Below are 14,993 nucleotides of genomic sequence, written 5' to 3' on the forward strand. Positions count from 1 at the left end.
TCAAGGGGCAACCGTCAAGGGGCAACCGTGAACGGACAGGGGACGGGCAGGGAGGCCATGCGCATCGCCATCATCGGACCGACCCATCCCTACAAGGGTGGTGTCGCCCAGCACACGACGGAGCTTGCGCACCGGCTCGCGGTCCGTGGGCACGGCGTCCGGATCGAATCCTGGTCGGCGCAGTATCCGGCCCGGCTCTACCCGGGTCAGCAGTACGTGAGCAGCCCGGAACTGGAACCGTTCCCGGCGACGTCGTATCCGCTTTCGTGGCGACGGCCGGACTCGTGGATCCGGCTGGGTCGGCGGCTGCGCCGCGAGGCGGACGCGGTAATCATTGTGGTTGTCGCCCCGGTCCAGGCGCCGGCCTATCTGTCCGTCCTGGCCGGCCTCCGACCGGCTGGAACGGGCGGCCTCGCCGGTCCGCGGTCATCGGGCTACCGGCCGGTGGCGCTCGCGTTGTGCCACAACGTGCTGCCGCACGAGCGGCGCGCCATGGACGAGCTGCTGGTCCGGGCGGTGCTGCGGCGCTCGACGGGGGTGCTCGTGCACGCCCCGGCCGAGGCCTGCCGGGCCCGTTCGTTGACACGTCGGCCGGTTTCGGTGGCCACGATGGCGCCGCATCTGTGGACGGCGTCGGGCACTGCCGGCGTGGCCGGCGTGGCCGGTGATACGCGGGGTCGGGCCGGTGGGGTCCACCCGGCCGGTGGAGCGGACGGCTCCCGCCGGAAACTGCTGTTCTTCGGGTTGGTCCGGCCGTACAAGGGCCTGGACGTCCTGTTGCGAGCGCTGGCAACCGGTCCGCCGGACGTGCACCTGACCGTCGCCGGGGAGTTCTGGGGTGGGACCGGGCACACCCGCGCGCTCGTCACCGAACTCGGCCTGGGCCATCGGGTGGACCTACGGCCGGGGTATGTGGCCGCAGCCGACGTGCCGGCGTTGTTCGCGGCGGCCGACGCCCTGGTCCTGCCCTACCGGTCGGGGACGGCGACCCAGAATGTAGATCTCGCCTACCTGCACGGTGTGCCGGTGGTGGCCACCCGGGTCGCCACGTTCACCGAGGCGGTGCGCGACGGGGTGGACGGCCTGCTCGTGGCGCCGCGGGACCCGGCGTCGCTCGCCGCCGCGCTGTACCGGCTCTACGAGCCGGGAGTGCTCGACGTCCTTCGGGCCGGGATCGTCCCACCGGACGCGGACGGGGCCTGGGAGCGCTACCTCACGACGGTGACGGACGCGCTGTGCCCGGCCGGTACCGGGCGGGCCGCCGTGGGTGACGGGGCCGTCATGGGTGACGGGGCCGTCATGGGTGACGGGGTCATCATGGGTGATAAAGGTGCTTCGTGACAGGTGCGGCGATGAACCCGACGGGCATCGTGGAGGCCGGGCGGTGAGCCCGCTTCGAGACCGTGCGCTGGCCTACGTGGGCCACCAGGTGCACATCATGCGCCGCCGTGAGGTCGGCACGCTGCTGGCATGGGCCGGTGAACTGACCGGGCGAACCGTCCTCGACGTTGCCGGGGGCGACGGCTACTGGGCCGGTCAGGCCGTGCGGCGCGGGGCTCGGGCGGTCAGCCTGGACCTCGCCCGGGGCAAGTTGGAGTTCGGGCGCCGCCTGCGTGGGCGTCCCGCCCTCGTCGAGGGGGACGCGCTGAGGCTGCCGTTCGCGGACAGCTCCTTCGACGTGGTGATGTCGGTCTGCGCGATCGAGCACTTCGACGACGGCCCGGCCGCGCTCTCGGAGATGGCCCGGGTGCTCAGGCCGGGGGGAGACCTCGTCATGTCGGCTGACGCGCTCACCCGTGCCGCCCGGTGGCCCGAGTTGTCCGCCCGCCACCGGGAGAGGTACCACGTCCGGCGCACCTACCCGGGCGAGTATCTGACGAAGCTGCTGGGCGAGTGTGGTCTGCCGGTGGTGCGTCAGACCTACATGTTCCGCTCGCGGCGGGCCGAGCGGTTGTACCTGACGCTGTCGGCACGGGGGGGTCGCGCCGGGTGGAACGCGGCCGCGGTGCTCTCACCGGTCGTCGCCCTATCCGACCGGTGTAACCCGGACGGCAGCGGAAGCGTCGTGCTGACCCACGCCCGCCGGAGCGGCCCGCTCTGACGGTCGGGCTCTGACGGTCGGGCTCTGACGGTCGGGCTCTGACGGTCGGGCTCTGACGGTCGGGCTCTGACGGGCACCGCCGGCAGGCGTACCACGCAAGGGCCACCGTGGCGATGCCGACGCTCCTGCCCGGACAGTGACATTATTGACCATTTGGGGGTGGTTCTCGCCGTGCGGATCGGATTCCTCGTTGACCAGATGTTGGCGCCGGTTCCGGGCGGTACCGGGCGGTACTCCGCGGAGCTTGCCGCCGCGCTCGCTCGGCTCGCCCGGCCGGGCGACGCCGTGATCAGCTGGTGCGCCTGGCGGCCGGAACGAGAAGCGGACGCCGGGACCATGGCGGGTGTACTCGGTCCCATCCGGCTGCCGCTGCCCCGCCGGGGTCTTGCCGCCGCCTGGCTGCGCGGCCACGGGCCGGTGCCGACGGGTGTGGACATCGTCCACGCGCCCACCCTGCTCGTCCCGCCTCGCCGACGTGGGGTTCCGCTGATCGTCACGATCCACGATGCCGTGCCGTGGACCCATCCGCAGACCCTGACCCCGCACGGGGCCCGCTGGCACCGCCGGATGGGCCTGCGGGCGGCCCGTCACGCCGACGCCGTGATCGTCCCGACCAGGGCTGTCGCCGCCGACATCCAGGCGCATCTGACGATCCCGGACGACCGGCTGCATGTCATCGGTGAGGGGGTGGCTGAGGCGGTGACGACCGTCCCGGTGGATGCCGACGCCCGCGCCATCCGCCTCGGGCTGCCAGCCGGTGGGTACCTGCTCACCCTGGCCACACTTGAGCCGCGCAAGGGTCTGGACACGGCGCTTGCGGCGCTGCGTGAGCCCGCCGCGCCCGACCTGCCGCTGGTGCACGTCGGTTCACCGGGCTGGGGCGGGCTGGACCTGCGTACCGAGGCGGCCCGCCTGGGCCTGGACGTGACCCGGTTGCGGCTGCTGGGACGTATCGACGACGCGGACCTGGCGGTGGTCCTGTCGCGGGCGACCGGCCTGCTGGCGCCGAGCAGGTCTGAGGGCTTCGGGCTGCCGGTCATCGAGGCGATGGCGCACGGCGTCCCCGTGGTCGTCTCCGACATCCCCGCGTTGGTGGAGGTCGGGGGGGACGCCGTCGTGACCGTGCCGGTCGGCGACCCGGCCGCTCTCGCCGCCGCCGCCGCGTCCGTTGCCGGGGATGAGGGGTTGCGCAGCCGGCTGTCCGCGCGTGGACGAGCGAGAGCGGCGGCATTTACCTGGAATGAGGCAGCGGAGGCGGTCTGGTCCCTCTACCGTCGAGTTACCGGCTCCCGAGCCTTCTCAGCCGGGTGACTACCAACGATCGGGGGCGGGCGTAGTCTTGCGAACGGGCCAAAGGCGGCGCGACCATCGGGTTCCCGGTGGATCGCGGGTTGCGATCCACTCGGCACGCTTCTCGCGCGGCTTGCGGTCCCAAGGAACCTAGCGGTGGTAAAAACGCCGCCAGTCGGAAGGAGCGCCGTGTCTCCCCGGGTGCTGGTCGACGCCACCGCGGTTCCAGCTGATCGCGGCGGCGTCGGTCGTTATGTCGACGGGCTGGTAGCGGCGTTGGACGCAGCCGGCGCCGACATGGCACTGGTGTGTCAGCGGTCCGATCACGAGCGTTACAGCCGGATGGCCCCGAACGCGACCGTTCTGCCCGGACCGGCGGCGATTGCTCACCGGCCGGCCCGTCTCGCCTGGGAGCAGACCGGGTTGCCGCTCGTCGCGCACCAGGTCGGGGCACAGGTCATCCATTCGCCGCACTACACGATGCCGCTGCGCACCTCCCAGCCCGTGTGCGTCACCATCCACGATGTCACGTTCTTCACAGAGCCGGAGATGCACACGGCCGTGAAGGGGACGTTCTTCCGGTCGGCGATGCGAACCGCCGTGCGTAAGTCGAAGAGGATCATCGTTCCGTCCAAGGCCACCCGGGACGAGCTCATCCGGGTCCTTGACGGCGACTCGACCGCGACCGATGTCGCGTACCACGGTGTGGACACCTCCACGTTCCACCCGCCGACCGAGGAGGACAAGCGCCGGGTGCGCCTGCGCCTCGGCCTGGGCGACAGTCGCTACGTCGCCTTCCTCGGCATGTTGGAGCCCCGCAAGAACGTGCCCAACCTGATCCGTGGCTGGGCCGAGGCCGTCCACGGCCGTGCGGACCCGCCCGCACTGGTGCTCGCAGGTGGGTCGGGCTGGGATGACGCGGTGGACGCCGCGGTCGCCGTGGTCCCCACGCACCTGAAGGTCATCCGTCCTGGCTATCTGCGGTTCTCCGATCTTCCCGGTTATCTGGGTGGCGCGTTGCTGGTTGCCTACCCGTCCCACGGGGAAGGTTTCGGGTTGCCGGTGCTGGAGGCGATGGCCTGCGGTGTTCCGGTGCTGACGACACCGCGGCTCTCGCTGCCCGAGGTGGGCGGTGACGCGGTCGCGTACACCCAGCCGGACATCGACTCGATATCCCGTGAGATGGCCGCGCTGCTCGACGACCCCGCGCGGCGCAGGTCCCTGGCGCAGGCCGGGCTGGCCCGCGCCAGGGAGTTCACCTGGGCGGCGAGCGCCGAGGCACACCTGGCGAGCTACGCGCGGGCCGCGGTCGAGGCGTGACCTGAGGCGGCCCGGCCCGGGGCGGATCGACCCGATACCCCGCCCGGGACCCGGTCTGGAACGGCCTGGGACGGCCTGGGACGGCCTGGCCTGAAGTTCGGCAACAGGTACGTCGAAGGCGTCCCGGCCGGGCGCGCTACGTTCTGACCCACATAGGAGCGAACGGGCAGGGACGAAGAGGGCGGGTTGGTGAGCGTACAAGACGGGGGAGCCCCGACACGGCCACAGGAGCAGCAAAGCGGGCGGCAGGGTCTCGCGGACGTATTGCCGCAGCTGCGTGTCGTGGTCGTCACATACCACTCGGGCGAGGTGCTGGGCCCCTTCATGGACTCCCTGGCCAAGGCCACGTCGCGTCCGTACGAGGTGGTCATCGTCGACAACTCGCCGATGATGGACGCGGGCACGACAGCCGCGGCCGGGCGTCCCGGGGCGCGACTGCTGCGCACCGGACGCAATCTCGGCTACGGGACGGCGGCGAACAGAGGCGCGGTCAACGCTGGTACGCCGTGGCTGGTTGTGGCCAATGCCGACATCGCGTTCATGCCGGGATCGCTCGACGAGCTGCTGGACGCATCCGACCGCTGGCCGGGGGCCGGCGCTTTCGGCCCGGCGATCACGAACCCCGGCGGTGTGCTCTACCCGTCCGCCCGGGATCTTCCCTCACTGGGGCGGGGGATCGGGCATGCCCTGCTCGGTTGGTGCTGGCCGACGAACCCGTGGACGACCGCCTACCGCCGGGAACACACGGTGCCGGTCGAGACGACCGCCGGCTGGCTGTCCGGATCGTGCCAGGTACTGCGGCGCCAGGCGTTCGAGGCGGTCGACGGGTTCGACGAGACGTACTTCATGTTCATGGAGGACGTGGACCTGGGCCGGCGGCTCGGGCTGGCCGGCTGGCAGCTGGTCTACGTGCCGACCGCGGTCGTGGAACATCTGGGTGGCCACTCGACGAAGCGCACCTCACGCCGGATGGTGATCGCGCATCACCGCAGCATGCTCCGTTACCTGTCCCGGCAGTACGCGGCACCGCGCTACCTGCCGCTGCGGGTCCTTCTCGGGCTGGGGCTGGGGCTTCGCCTGCTGGTGGCCCTCGTCCTCGCCACCGACAGTGCCGGTGCCCGGGCGACCCGGTCCGCCGACGTCCTCCCGCGCGGTAGGCGGGCCTGACGGTTCCCTCACCGGGGAGATGATCCGGGTCCGACCGGTCATCGAGGGGGGATGAGCTCGCCCAGTCGACCGGCCACGACAGAGATCATGGCGCTGGTCAGGCGAGGTGCCGCGGTCACCTCGTCCACGATGGCTCGCACCCGGTCGGCCCGAGCACCGGTGGTGATCCGGTCGATCGCCGCGTCCATGTCGAACTCGGGTGTCGCCATGGCCGCCTCGGTCAGCTCCGACCGGCTGCGCGCGACGTCCGCCCGCAGGGATGCGGCGGCCATGTGTTCCCAGTGGGACTGGCCGGGCAGCTGCGCGCTGCGGCCGATGAGGTGCGCCAGGCCGAGGCGCCCGAGCCCCAGCCTGGTTCCGATGGCGATGTGGGCGTAGAGCACGTCGGTCGGCTCAAGGTCGTTACGCAGGGCAACGTCGACGATGTCGAGGGCCGGGCTCATCGCCTCCAGCCAGGCGACGCGCTCCGCAAGCTGCCCGGACAGGCCACGCTCGTACAGCTGTTCGGCCAGTTGCAGGATGCCGGTCAGCTCCTGCTCCGACCCGGCGGTGGCCAGCACGGTCGGCAGAGCCGCGGTCACCTCCCGCATCCCGTCGGCGTAGCGGGTGGTTTCGGCGGCGATGTTCAGCGGCGTCCGCCGTGCCCGCAGCAGCCACAGCGCGGACTCCTCCTGGACGAAATGGCAGTGCAGCAACGCATCCGGTGCCGGGTCGGTGGAACCCACCGTCGGGCGTCCCCGGCTGCCCTCCCCGAGGCAGTGCGCGTCCAGCGCATCCCAGATGTCGGTGAGGCCGAGCAGATCCCGGGTGATGATGAACGCCCGGATGCTCTGGACCGTGTCCGCGCCGGTCAGTTCCCGGAGGCGGTAGAGGAAGCCGGCACCGACCCGGTCGATGATCGAGTTGGTGAGCTGTGATGCGACGATCTCCCGGCGCAGCGGGTGGCGGTCGAAGTGTTCGCGGACCATCACGGGCAGGCATGTCGGCAGGTAGGCGTCCAGCGCGGGGGCGAGGACCGGCTCGTCGGGAAGATCGGATTCCAGCAGTGCTCGGGAGACCGTCCGTTTTGCGTAGGCGTGCAGGATGGCGATCTCCGGCCGGGTGAAGGTGTGTCCCCTCGCGACGCGGTCACGCAGCTCGTCGGTGTCGGGGAGGGTCTCGACGTCCGGGTCGAGATCGCCGGTCTCGAGGAGGTGGTCGATGAACTGAACGAGGCCGTCGACCGTGGCCATGGCATGGCGTTCGGCGGCGCTCAGGGCCAGGGCCTGGCGGGCGGAGCCGGCGAGGACCGTGCGCACGACATCCTCGGTCGCCGCGGCCAGCAGCCGCACGCGTTCGTCCCGGTCGATCACCCCCTTCTCGACGGCCAGATCGAGGCCGATTTTGATGTTGACTTCGCGGTCGGAGCAGTCGACACCGGCGGAGTTGTCCACGAAGTCGGTGTTGCAGCGCCCGCCGCCGAGCGCGAACTCGACCCGGGCGGCATCGGTGAGTCCGAGGTTGCCGCCCTCGGCCACCACCCGGCACCGCAGACTGCGGGCGTCGACCCGCATCCCGTCCCGAGCCTTGTCCCCGACCGAGGCGTGATCCTGCGTGCTCGCCTTCACCCAGGTGCCGATGCCTCCGTTCCACAGCAGGTCGACCGGCGCCCGCAGCACGGCCCGGACAAGGGCGTCAGCGGGCAGTGTGTCCTCGCCGACGCCGAGCAGCTCCCGCGCTCCGTCGGTCAGCTCGATCTGCTTGGCCGACAGTGGGAACACACCCCCGCCGGGGGACAGCACCGTCCGGTTGTAGTCGTCCCAACTGCTGGCGGGCAACGCGGCGAGCCGACGGCGTTCGGCGAACGAACGAGCCGGGTCCGGGTCGGGGTCGAGAAAGATGTGACGATGATCGAACGCGGCGACCAGGCGCAGATGGCTGGAGCGCAGCATCCCATTGCCGAAGACGTCCCCGGACATGTCGCCGATACCGACGGCGGTGAGCGGCTCATGGTCGGCGTCGACGCCGATTTCGGCGAAGTGACGGCGGACCGACTCCCACGCGCCGCGGGCGGTGATGCCCAGCGCCTTGTGGTCGTATCCGGTCCGCCCACCCGAGGCGAAGGCGTCGCCGAGCCAGTAGCCGCTGCGGGTGGCGACCGCGTTGGCCAGGTCGGAGAAGCGGGCCGTGCCCTTGTCCGCGGCGACGACGAGGTAGCTGTCGGGGCCGTCATGGCAGACCATCCCGGGTCTTCCACGGGCCTCATCGCCGACCCGGTTGTCGACGAGCGCCAGCAGTGCCCGCATGAACTCCGCATAGCAGGACCGGGCCTGCACACCCAGCTCGCCAGGATCGGACGGCGGACGGCGCAGCACGAACCCGCCCTTGGCGCCGTCCGGCACGATGATGGCGTTCTTGACCCGCTGGGCCTTCATCAGGCCGAGGATCTCGGTGCGCAGGTCCTCCTTGCGGTCGGACCATCGGATACCGCCACGGGCCAGGCGGGCGCCGCGAAGGTGCACCGCGTCGAACCGCCCGGTACTGACGAAGGTCTCGGCTTCCGGTACGGGCGGCGGCAGCCACGCCAGCCCGGTCGAAGCAATCTTGATGGCGAGCGGGTCCCCGGTCCCGTCGGTGTCCGCGGACGGTTCGGCCGGCGGGTAGAACGTCGTCCGGACGACCGAGAGGACGAGGTCCCGCAGCCGGCGGAGCACGGCGTCGTCGTTGATGCCCGTCACATGTCCCAGCGCGTCCTCAAGCCGCGCGCACAGTCGCGCGGTCTCCGTCGGGCTGGCCCGCGACGGGTCCATCCGGGCGTGGAACAGCGCCACCAGGTCGTGCGCATAGGACGGATTGGCGGTCAGGACCCGGTGTGCGTAGCCGGTACCCAGCGACGTTCCCGCGAGACGGAGGTAACGGAACATCGCCCGCAGCAACCCGACCTCCCCGGCGGTGAGCCCGGCGGTGAGCACCAGCGCGTCGAGGCTGTCGCTGTCGACGTCTCCGCGGGCCAGCCCGGCCAGGACGTCGCGCAGCCCGTCCATCTGGCGGATCGCCGCGTCGGCCAGTTCCGAGGCTGTGACCACGTGGTACTCGTCCACGCTGACCGCATCACCGGCAGGGTCCGCATGGCCGGGCAGCGAGCGGTGGGTCACCGCTCGCAGACCGAGGTTGGTCAGGACCGGCACGACGTCGGCGATGGGGGGTCCGTAGGCATGCCAGGCGAGCCACACGATGAGCGTGGTGTGCGGGTCGTCGGTCAGTGCGGCGGCAAAGCCGGGATCCCCGTCCCGGGCCAGCCCGGCCAGGGCTGCTTCGACGCCCGAACGGACGCCGTCGTAGGAGGCCCGGTAACCGCCGGGCGACTGGCGTACCACCCGTCCAGCATCGCCCAGAAGCGTTCGCCGACGCACGCCGGCAACCTGGGCGCAGTCCCTGACCTGCTCATATGCCTAGATGTCCGCAACGCGACGTCGCCGTAGTCCGCCCGCCTTGCTCCTGGGAGGGTGGTGCCTCTGCCACACTGACGCGCCATGGACGCTGTGATGCTGGTCGGGGGACAGGGAAGTCGCCTGCGGCCATTGACGATGTCAGCACCGAAACCGATGCTTCCGGTCGCCGGTGTACCGGTAACCGCCCATATGCTTGCCCGTGCGCGTGATGCCGGGATCACCCGCGTCGTTCTCGCGACGTCATACCGGGCCGAGGTCTTCGAGGACTACTTCGGGGACGGCTCCGCGCACGGCCTGGAACTTGAGTACGTAACCGAGACCGAACCGCTGGGAACCGGCGGCGCGATCCGCAATGTCGCGCCGAAACTGCGCGGCGGTCCCGATGACCCGATCGTCATCTTCAACGGTGACATTCTGTCGGGCCTGGACATCGCCGCGCTGGTCCGGCGGCACCAGCAGACCGGCGCGGCCGTCACCCTGCACCTGACCGAGGTCGGCGATCCACGGGCGTTCGGTGTCGTCCCCACCGACGCCGACGGGCGGGTCACGCAGTTCCTGGAGAAGACCCCCGATCCGCCGACCAACCGCATCAACGCCGGTTGTTACGTCTTCCGCCGATCCGTGATCGACGAGATTCCGGCCGGCCGTCCGGTCTCGGTCGAGCGTGAGATCTTCCCGGGGATGTTGGCGGCCGGCACCCTCGTGGTCGGTTATGTGGACAGCACCTACTGGCTCGATCTCGGAACCCCCGATGCGTTCGTTCAGGGTTCACGGGATCTGGTCACCGGGCGGATCGGGTCCTCGGCGCTGCCGGGACCGGTGGGTGACTGGCTGGTACTGCCGGACGCGACGGTCGCCACCGACGCCAAGCTCGGCGGAGGATCGGTGGTGGGAGTCGGCGCGGTGGTGGGTGACGGCGCCACGATCGACGGTTCGGTGATCTTCGACGGTGCTGTCATCGGCGAGGGCGCCGTGGTGCGCGCTTCGGTGGTGGGGGCCGGCGCCGTCATCGGCGCCGGGGTGGCACTCGACGGGGTCGTCGTGGGTGACGGTGCGCGGATCGACCCGGACAACGAACTGCGGGCCGGCGCTCGGGTGTTCCCCGGCGCGGTCCTGGGCGCGGGCGCCATCCGTTTCAGTTCCGATCGCGGCTGAAGACAGCGGCTCGCCAGGGCCGCCCACCGTGGGCGGCCCTGGCGGAGCGGTGCCCTATGGGGCGGTGGTTGCGGTACCCGCGGTCGACCCTGCCGTGTCGGTGCTTCCCGCGGTGCTTCCCGCGGTGCTTCCCGCGATGGTCGGACTCAGGTTGAGAGAGCCACCCGAGGCACCCGACTCGGATGCGGTCGGGGAGTCCCAGGCCGCGCCGGTGGGACCGGGGTTGGCGTAGGTCTTCACGAACTCCTTGATGGCCACCTCGGACACGGTGGTGCACCGCTGGGTGCGGTCCCACGCGGTCAGTACGAAGTGCCTGTCGGACGGGAAGTCGCCGCGCTGCCAGGGGACGGCGATGAACCGGTCACCGGCGGTGTCGGCGGCGGTCCGCAGTGCGGCGACCTGGTCGTCGGAGAGCTTCGGGTCGTACCAACCGATGATGAAACCGTGCTCCAGGTTGTGGACGGCCCGTTCGACCCGCAGGTTGGGGATGCGCTCGTAGAAGCGGTAGGCATCCGGCAACGGATCGGAGTCGTGATTACCCGACGACGGCGGGGCCTGATCGTAGTCGACGGTCTGGTTGGCGGCGACATGGGTGTTGCCCCGCGACGCGTCGTTGACGACCCCGGTGCACCCGGCGGCAGCAGCAGCGGCGCTTGCCCGGGTGACGTAGCCGACCGCGTGGGTCTTGTTCTCCGAGCTCTTCTGGAGAACGGCATAGATCACGATGCCGGCCAGCAGCGCGACGGCGACCAGGCCGCTGGTACCGTAGATCAGCAGGGAACGTCGCCGTTCCCCACGTCGCTGTTCGCGCCGGAGCTCCTCCAGCCGAGCGTTGCGGTCCGCGCTCTTTTTGCCCACGGCGCACGATTCTATGGAGTGTCGAACACCGTCCGGCGGGCCGGTCGTCCTTTCGGCCTACCGCGTTATAACGAACGCGGCGACGTCGTGGGCCGGGCGGTCCGCGGGTGGGCGGGCCGGATGGCCGATTCCCAGCGCCCCCATGGGCTGCCAGCTATCGGGCAGCTGCAGGGCCGCACGGACCACGTCCGGGCAGAACAGGGTGCTTGACACCCAGCAGGAGCCGAGGCCGTCCGCGGCCAGACAGACCAGCATGTTCTGTACGCCGGCACCGACGGCGACCAGGAACATGCGTTCCTCGGCGGCGGCCCGCCGGCTGTCCGGGTAGGCGTGGGCGCCGTCCGCGACCAGGCACGGGACGACGAGGACGGGGGCGTGGCGCAGCACGTTTCCGCGTCCGAGCCGCCGCGCGACCGCAGCCTCGTCGAAGCCGTCGCCGCGCAGGTCCGCAGCCCAGGCCTCGGCCATCGCGTCGAGCAGCTGGTCGCGGGTATCGGTCACAACCACGAATCGCCACGGGATGGTGTGGTGCGGGGCCGGTGCGGTCAACGCCGCGGCGAACGCACGTTGCAGGGCCGCCGGGTCCACCGGTTGGTCGCTGAACTCGCGGACGGTTCGCCGTGCGGTCACCGCCGACCGCGCTGCCTCGGTGGTCCCGAGCCGGAACATGTCCTCGGACGCCGGGCGCACCAACGCACGGACACCGCGGCCGTCGTCGGGCAGCGTCCGCAGGCCGCGGACGAGTGCCACCGGCACGCCCGACAGCTTCCCCTTGACGAGGTCGGCGGCGGCGGCCAGCTCGTCCGCCTCGGCGATCTCGGTCATGCCCAGTTCGTTGCCGTAGGGGTCGACCTCGCCGATGTGGCTTCGCAGTGCGGCCATGCCCGCCACGCCGATCGCATGGTCGGTCAGACCGGTTCGCCACGGCCGGCCCGCGGTGTCGCTGACGACGACGGCCACCGCCACACCGAGCCGAGCCCGCAGGCCGTCGACCAGCGCCCGCGCGCTCGCGTCCGGGTCGAGGGGCAGCAGGGCGATCTCGTCCTTGAGCACGTTGGAAGCGTCCACCCCGGCGCTGGCGAGCACGAACCCGTGGCGGGTCTCGACGATGCGGGTCGCCCCCCGTTCGGCCACCACGCGGACGGTCTCGGCGTCGATGGCGGCAAGCCGGGCTGTTTCGCGGTCGTCTTCGACGCGGATCAGACGGCCTTCCGCCTTCGAGACGATTTTCGACGTGACGACGAGGACGTCGCCGTCGCGCAGCGCGATGCCACTGTCCGCCAACGCGGTCGCGATCATCGAGGTCAGGTCGTCGCCCGCGCGGACCTCGTCGATCCCGGGAACGGCGGTGATCTCCAACGTCTCAGACACCGGCGAGCTCCAGTGCGGCCCGCACGATCTGGGCGGTGGCCGCGACGTCGGTCATCAGCAGCGGGCGGGCCTTCACGGTGACGCCCGGGACCTCCGTACCGGTGTCGACGGTGTCGACCAGCCAGCCGTCGAGGATTCCTCCGCCGGCCGGGGATGCGCCGCGGGCCCCGTAGTGGGCCCCGACCGCCCCCGCCGTGGTGGCCACTCCGATCGCGGTGAGGCACGCGTCCGCCATCCCCCGCACCGGCGCGCCCCCGATGATCGGTGAGACGCCGACGACCGGCGCGGGGGTGTGCGCCAGCGCCTCGCGAAGCCCTGGGACGGAGAGGATCGTCCCGATGGACACCACCGGATTCGACGGTGGGAGCAGTACGACGTCGGCCTCGGCGAGTGCATCGAGTACCCCGGGTGCGGGCAGCGCGGTTTCGGCGCCCACCGAGAGGATCGCCCCGGCCGGGGTGGCGGCCCGCATCCGCAGCCACCATTCCTGGAAGTGGACGGCGCGGCGGCCCTCGTCGGTTTCGACGACGACGTGGGTCTCGACACGTTCGTTACTCATCGGCAGCAGGCGTACTGCGGGTTTCCAACGTTCGCACAGTGCCGCCGTGACGTCGGTGAGGGAGTAGCCGGCAGCGAGCATCTGGGTGCGGACGAGATGGGTGGCAAGGTCGCGGTCGCCGAGCCCGAACCATGCGGGGCCGACGCCGTAGGTTGCCAGCTCCTCGGCCACGGTGAACGTCTCATGGTGGCGACCCCAGCCGCGGTCGGGCGAGATACCGCCACCGAGCGTGTACATAACGGTGTCGAGGTCGGGACAGATCCGCAGGCCGTGCAGGGTGATGTCATCGCCGGTGTTACCGATCACCGTGATTTCGGCGGTGGGCAACGCGGCCTTCACCCCGAGCAGGAAGCGGGCCCCGCCGATACCGCCCGCGAGCGCTGTGACCTTCACATCTCGTCATCCTGTCACCGGCTGGCCCAACCCGCGCGGCGTTGCCGAAAGTAGTCATCCGGCACCGGGAGCCGTCTTCGGTGGTGAACGCTCAGGACGAGGCGGTGGCCTCGGTCGGTTCCTGCGGTCGTTGAGCTGCGAACGCGGCCAGCAGGTAGCGCACGAGACCACTGGTCGGCCGCGCGGGAGCCGGGTTGGCCAACCCGCCTTCGATGGTGGCGACGACCGCGTCCGCGGCAATGTCGCGGTCCGGCCCGGTGGCATGGTCCGCGACGGCGGCCAGGGCCAGATCGTGGAGCCAGGAGTGCAGCCGTTCGTGGTACTCCATGACCGTCGGCGAGTGCGGTGCGCGTTCGGCCACACATGGGTGCAGGGATCGACGGCGTTCGACCGAGTCCAGAGCGGCGAACAGCTTCTGCGTCGGATCGCCGTCGAACTCCTCGATCCGGTCGACCTCGCCGTCGAGGAGCCGGTTGAGGACGGCGGCGAAGGCATGGTCCTTTGATCGGAAATACCAGTAGACCGAACCCGGCTCGATGCCCGCGGCGCGGGCGATTTCCGCGATGGAGGTGGCGGCAAAGCCCCGGGCGAGGAACTGCTGTTCGGCGACGGCCAGCAGTGCGTCTATTCGCTCCTCGCGCGGGACCTCCTGGCGGTTACGCGGCACCTGATCAGCCTAACGACCACGGTGCCCGCCGGTCGCGTGAAGGCGAGCGGACGTGAAGGTGAGCGGATAGTTCGTACACGGCCGATGTCAAGGGTTTGACGTCAGGGGCTGGCGGCGGACGCGCTCAATGGCGGGCATTTTATAATAAATAGGTAATTAATATTACTAGAAGAAAAAGATCACTTCTTCATGTCGTATCTCTTGATTCTGCGTAGAGAGAGTGGTGAGACTGGGACTGCCCGTTCGATACGAGAGAAGGACGGTCCATGTACGAGATCGTTGCGAAGCCTCCGCCCATGGCGACCCACAGCCTCGACGCTCTCACCGGAACTCTTGCCCGAGCGCTGGCGGGTGCCCGCCACCCGCAGGTTGAGGCGGCAAGGCGTGCGCAGTTGCGTCGGACGGTCGGCGGGTCCCCGATGCCGGGTGACGCCGCGGCATCCCGGCATTGCGACAGACTCGCGTCCCGATGTCGGAGATACCACACGCTCGGTGTCGTCGGTCGGCTCCGCTCCACCGCAGCCCGCTGACACCTCCAGGTAGCCCCGGCCCGCGTCCGTGGCAGGCGATCTCGTGCGCATGGTGCGGCACTGCGGGAGCCTGGGGATACCGCGAGACGCTGTAGTCCCTGTCGGGTGGCGGGAGCTCGGCGACCGGGCGGATGTTCTCCGGGCACGGTCC

12 protein-coding genes are annotated in these 14,993 nt (G+C 70.7%); 7 read left to right on the plus strand and 5 right to left on the minus strand.

Going from position 1 to position 14,993, the window contains the following annotated elements; genetic code table 11:
- Nucleotides 1–57 precede the first annotated feature (57 nt).
- From NBW77_RS00895 to NBW77_RS00915, 5 genes are all read left to right on the plus strand, one after another.
- Nucleotides 58–1,341, plus strand: coding sequence for a glycosyltransferase family 4 protein (locus NBW77_RS00895; RefSeq protein ID WP_131745670.1), 1,284 nt, complete (start codon nt 58–60; stop codon nt 1,339–1,341).
- A gap of 43 nt (nt 1,342–1,384) precedes the next feature.
- Nucleotides 1,385–2,101 carry a class I SAM-dependent methyltransferase gene (locus NBW77_RS00900; protein WP_131745671.1) on the plus strand — a complete coding sequence of 239 codons (717 nt, stop codon included), beginning with the start codon at nt 1,385–1,387 and terminating at the stop codon, nt 2,099–2,101.
- A 171-nt stretch (nt 2,102–2,272) separates the two neighbouring features.
- Nucleotides 2,273–3,412 (plus strand): glycosyltransferase family 4 protein, encoded by a 1,140-nt coding sequence (locus tag NBW77_RS00905; protein WP_250279143.1) that lies wholly within the window; start codon nt 2,273–2,275, stop codon nt 3,410–3,412.
- 168 nt (nt 3,413–3,580) lie between these two features.
- On the plus strand, nt 3,581–4,711 hold the full coding sequence (locus NBW77_RS00910) for a glycosyltransferase family 4 protein (protein ID WP_131745672.1): 1,131 nt from the start codon (nt 3,581–3,583) through the stop codon (nt 4,709–4,711).
- A 264-nt stretch (nt 4,712–4,975) separates the two neighbouring features.
- Entirely contained in the window at nt 4,976–5,878 is a 903-nt protein-coding gene (locus NBW77_RS00915; protein WP_250279180.1) for a glycosyltransferase family 2 protein, read from the plus strand.
- A 38-nt stretch (nt 5,879–5,916) separates the two neighbouring features.
- Here the strand turns inward: NBW77_RS00915 and NBW77_RS00920 are convergent, their stop codons facing one another.
- Nucleotides 5,917–9,270, minus strand: a complete 3,354-nt coding sequence (locus NBW77_RS00920) for an NAD-glutamate dehydrogenase domain-containing protein (RefSeq protein ID WP_250279144.1) — start codon at nt 9,268–9,270, stop codon at nt 5,917–5,919.
- 132 nt (nt 9,271–9,402) lie between these two features.
- Here NBW77_RS00920 and manB point away from each other — a divergent pair, with 132 nt between their 5' ends.
- Nucleotides 9,403–10,464, plus strand: coding sequence for a mannose-1-phosphate guanylyltransferase (gene manB / locus NBW77_RS00925; protein ID WP_502799409.1), 1,062 nt, complete (start codon nt 9,403–9,405; stop codon nt 10,462–10,464).
- Between the two features lie 54 nt (nt 10,465–10,518).
- Here manB and NBW77_RS00930 read toward each other — a convergent pair whose 3' ends face one another.
- The 4 genes from NBW77_RS00930 to NBW77_RS00945 form a co-directional block, all read right to left on the minus strand.
- The gene (locus NBW77_RS00930; protein ID WP_131745675.1) at nt 10,519–11,322 is read right to left on the minus strand and encodes a thioredoxin-like domain-containing protein; all 804 of its coding nucleotides are present in this window, start codon (nt 11,320–11,322) and stop codon (nt 10,519–10,521) included.
- 57 nt (nt 11,323–11,379) lie between these two features.
- Nucleotides 11,380–12,693 carry a coenzyme F420-0:L-glutamate ligase gene (locus NBW77_RS00935; protein WP_131745676.1) on the minus strand — a complete coding sequence of 438 codons (1,314 nt, stop codon included), beginning with the start codon at nt 12,691–12,693 and terminating at the stop codon, nt 11,380–11,382.
- The gene (gene cofD, locus NBW77_RS00940; RefSeq protein ID WP_131745677.1) at nt 12,686–13,645 is read right to left on the minus strand and encodes a 2-phospho-L-lactate transferase; all 960 of its coding nucleotides are present in this window, start codon (nt 13,643–13,645) and stop codon (nt 12,686–12,688) included. Before cofD ends, NBW77_RS00935 begins: the two co-directional genes overlap by 8 nt.
- A gap of 91 nt (nt 13,646–13,736) precedes the next feature.
- Nucleotides 13,737–14,312, minus strand: coding sequence for a TetR/AcrR family transcriptional regulator (locus NBW77_RS00945; RefSeq protein ID WP_131745678.1), 576 nt, complete (start codon nt 14,310–14,312; stop codon nt 13,737–13,739).
- A gap of 266 nt (nt 14,313–14,578) precedes the next feature.
- Here NBW77_RS00945 and NBW77_RS00950 point away from each other — a divergent pair, with 266 nt between their 5' ends.
- The gene (locus tag NBW77_RS00950; protein WP_250279145.1) at nt 14,579–14,842 is read left to right on the plus strand and encodes a hypothetical protein; all 264 of its coding nucleotides are present in this window, start codon (nt 14,579–14,581) and stop codon (nt 14,840–14,842) included.
- Nucleotides 14,843–14,993 lie beyond the last annotated feature (151 nt).

Origin of the sequence: Frankia sp. Cppng1_Ct_nod (assembly GCF_920656135.1) — a bacterium.
GTDB lineage: Bacteria > Actinomycetota > Actinomycetes > Frankiales > Frankiaceae > Protofrankia > Protofrankia meridionalis.

What these genes read in the sequence shown, in the direction of transcription:
- NBW77_RS00895 (WP_131745670.1), top strand. Translation starts at nt 58, where the DNA reads ATGCGCATCGCCATCATCGGACCGACCCATCCCTACAAGGGTGGTGTC.
- manB (WP_502799409.1), top strand. Translation starts at nt 9,403, where the DNA reads ATGCTGGTCGGGGGACAGGGAAGTCGCCTGCGGCCATTGACGATGTCA.
- NBW77_RS00950 (WP_250279145.1), top strand. Translation starts at nt 14,579, where the DNA reads ATGTACGAGATCGTTGCGAAGCCTCCGCCCATGGCGACCCACAGCCTC.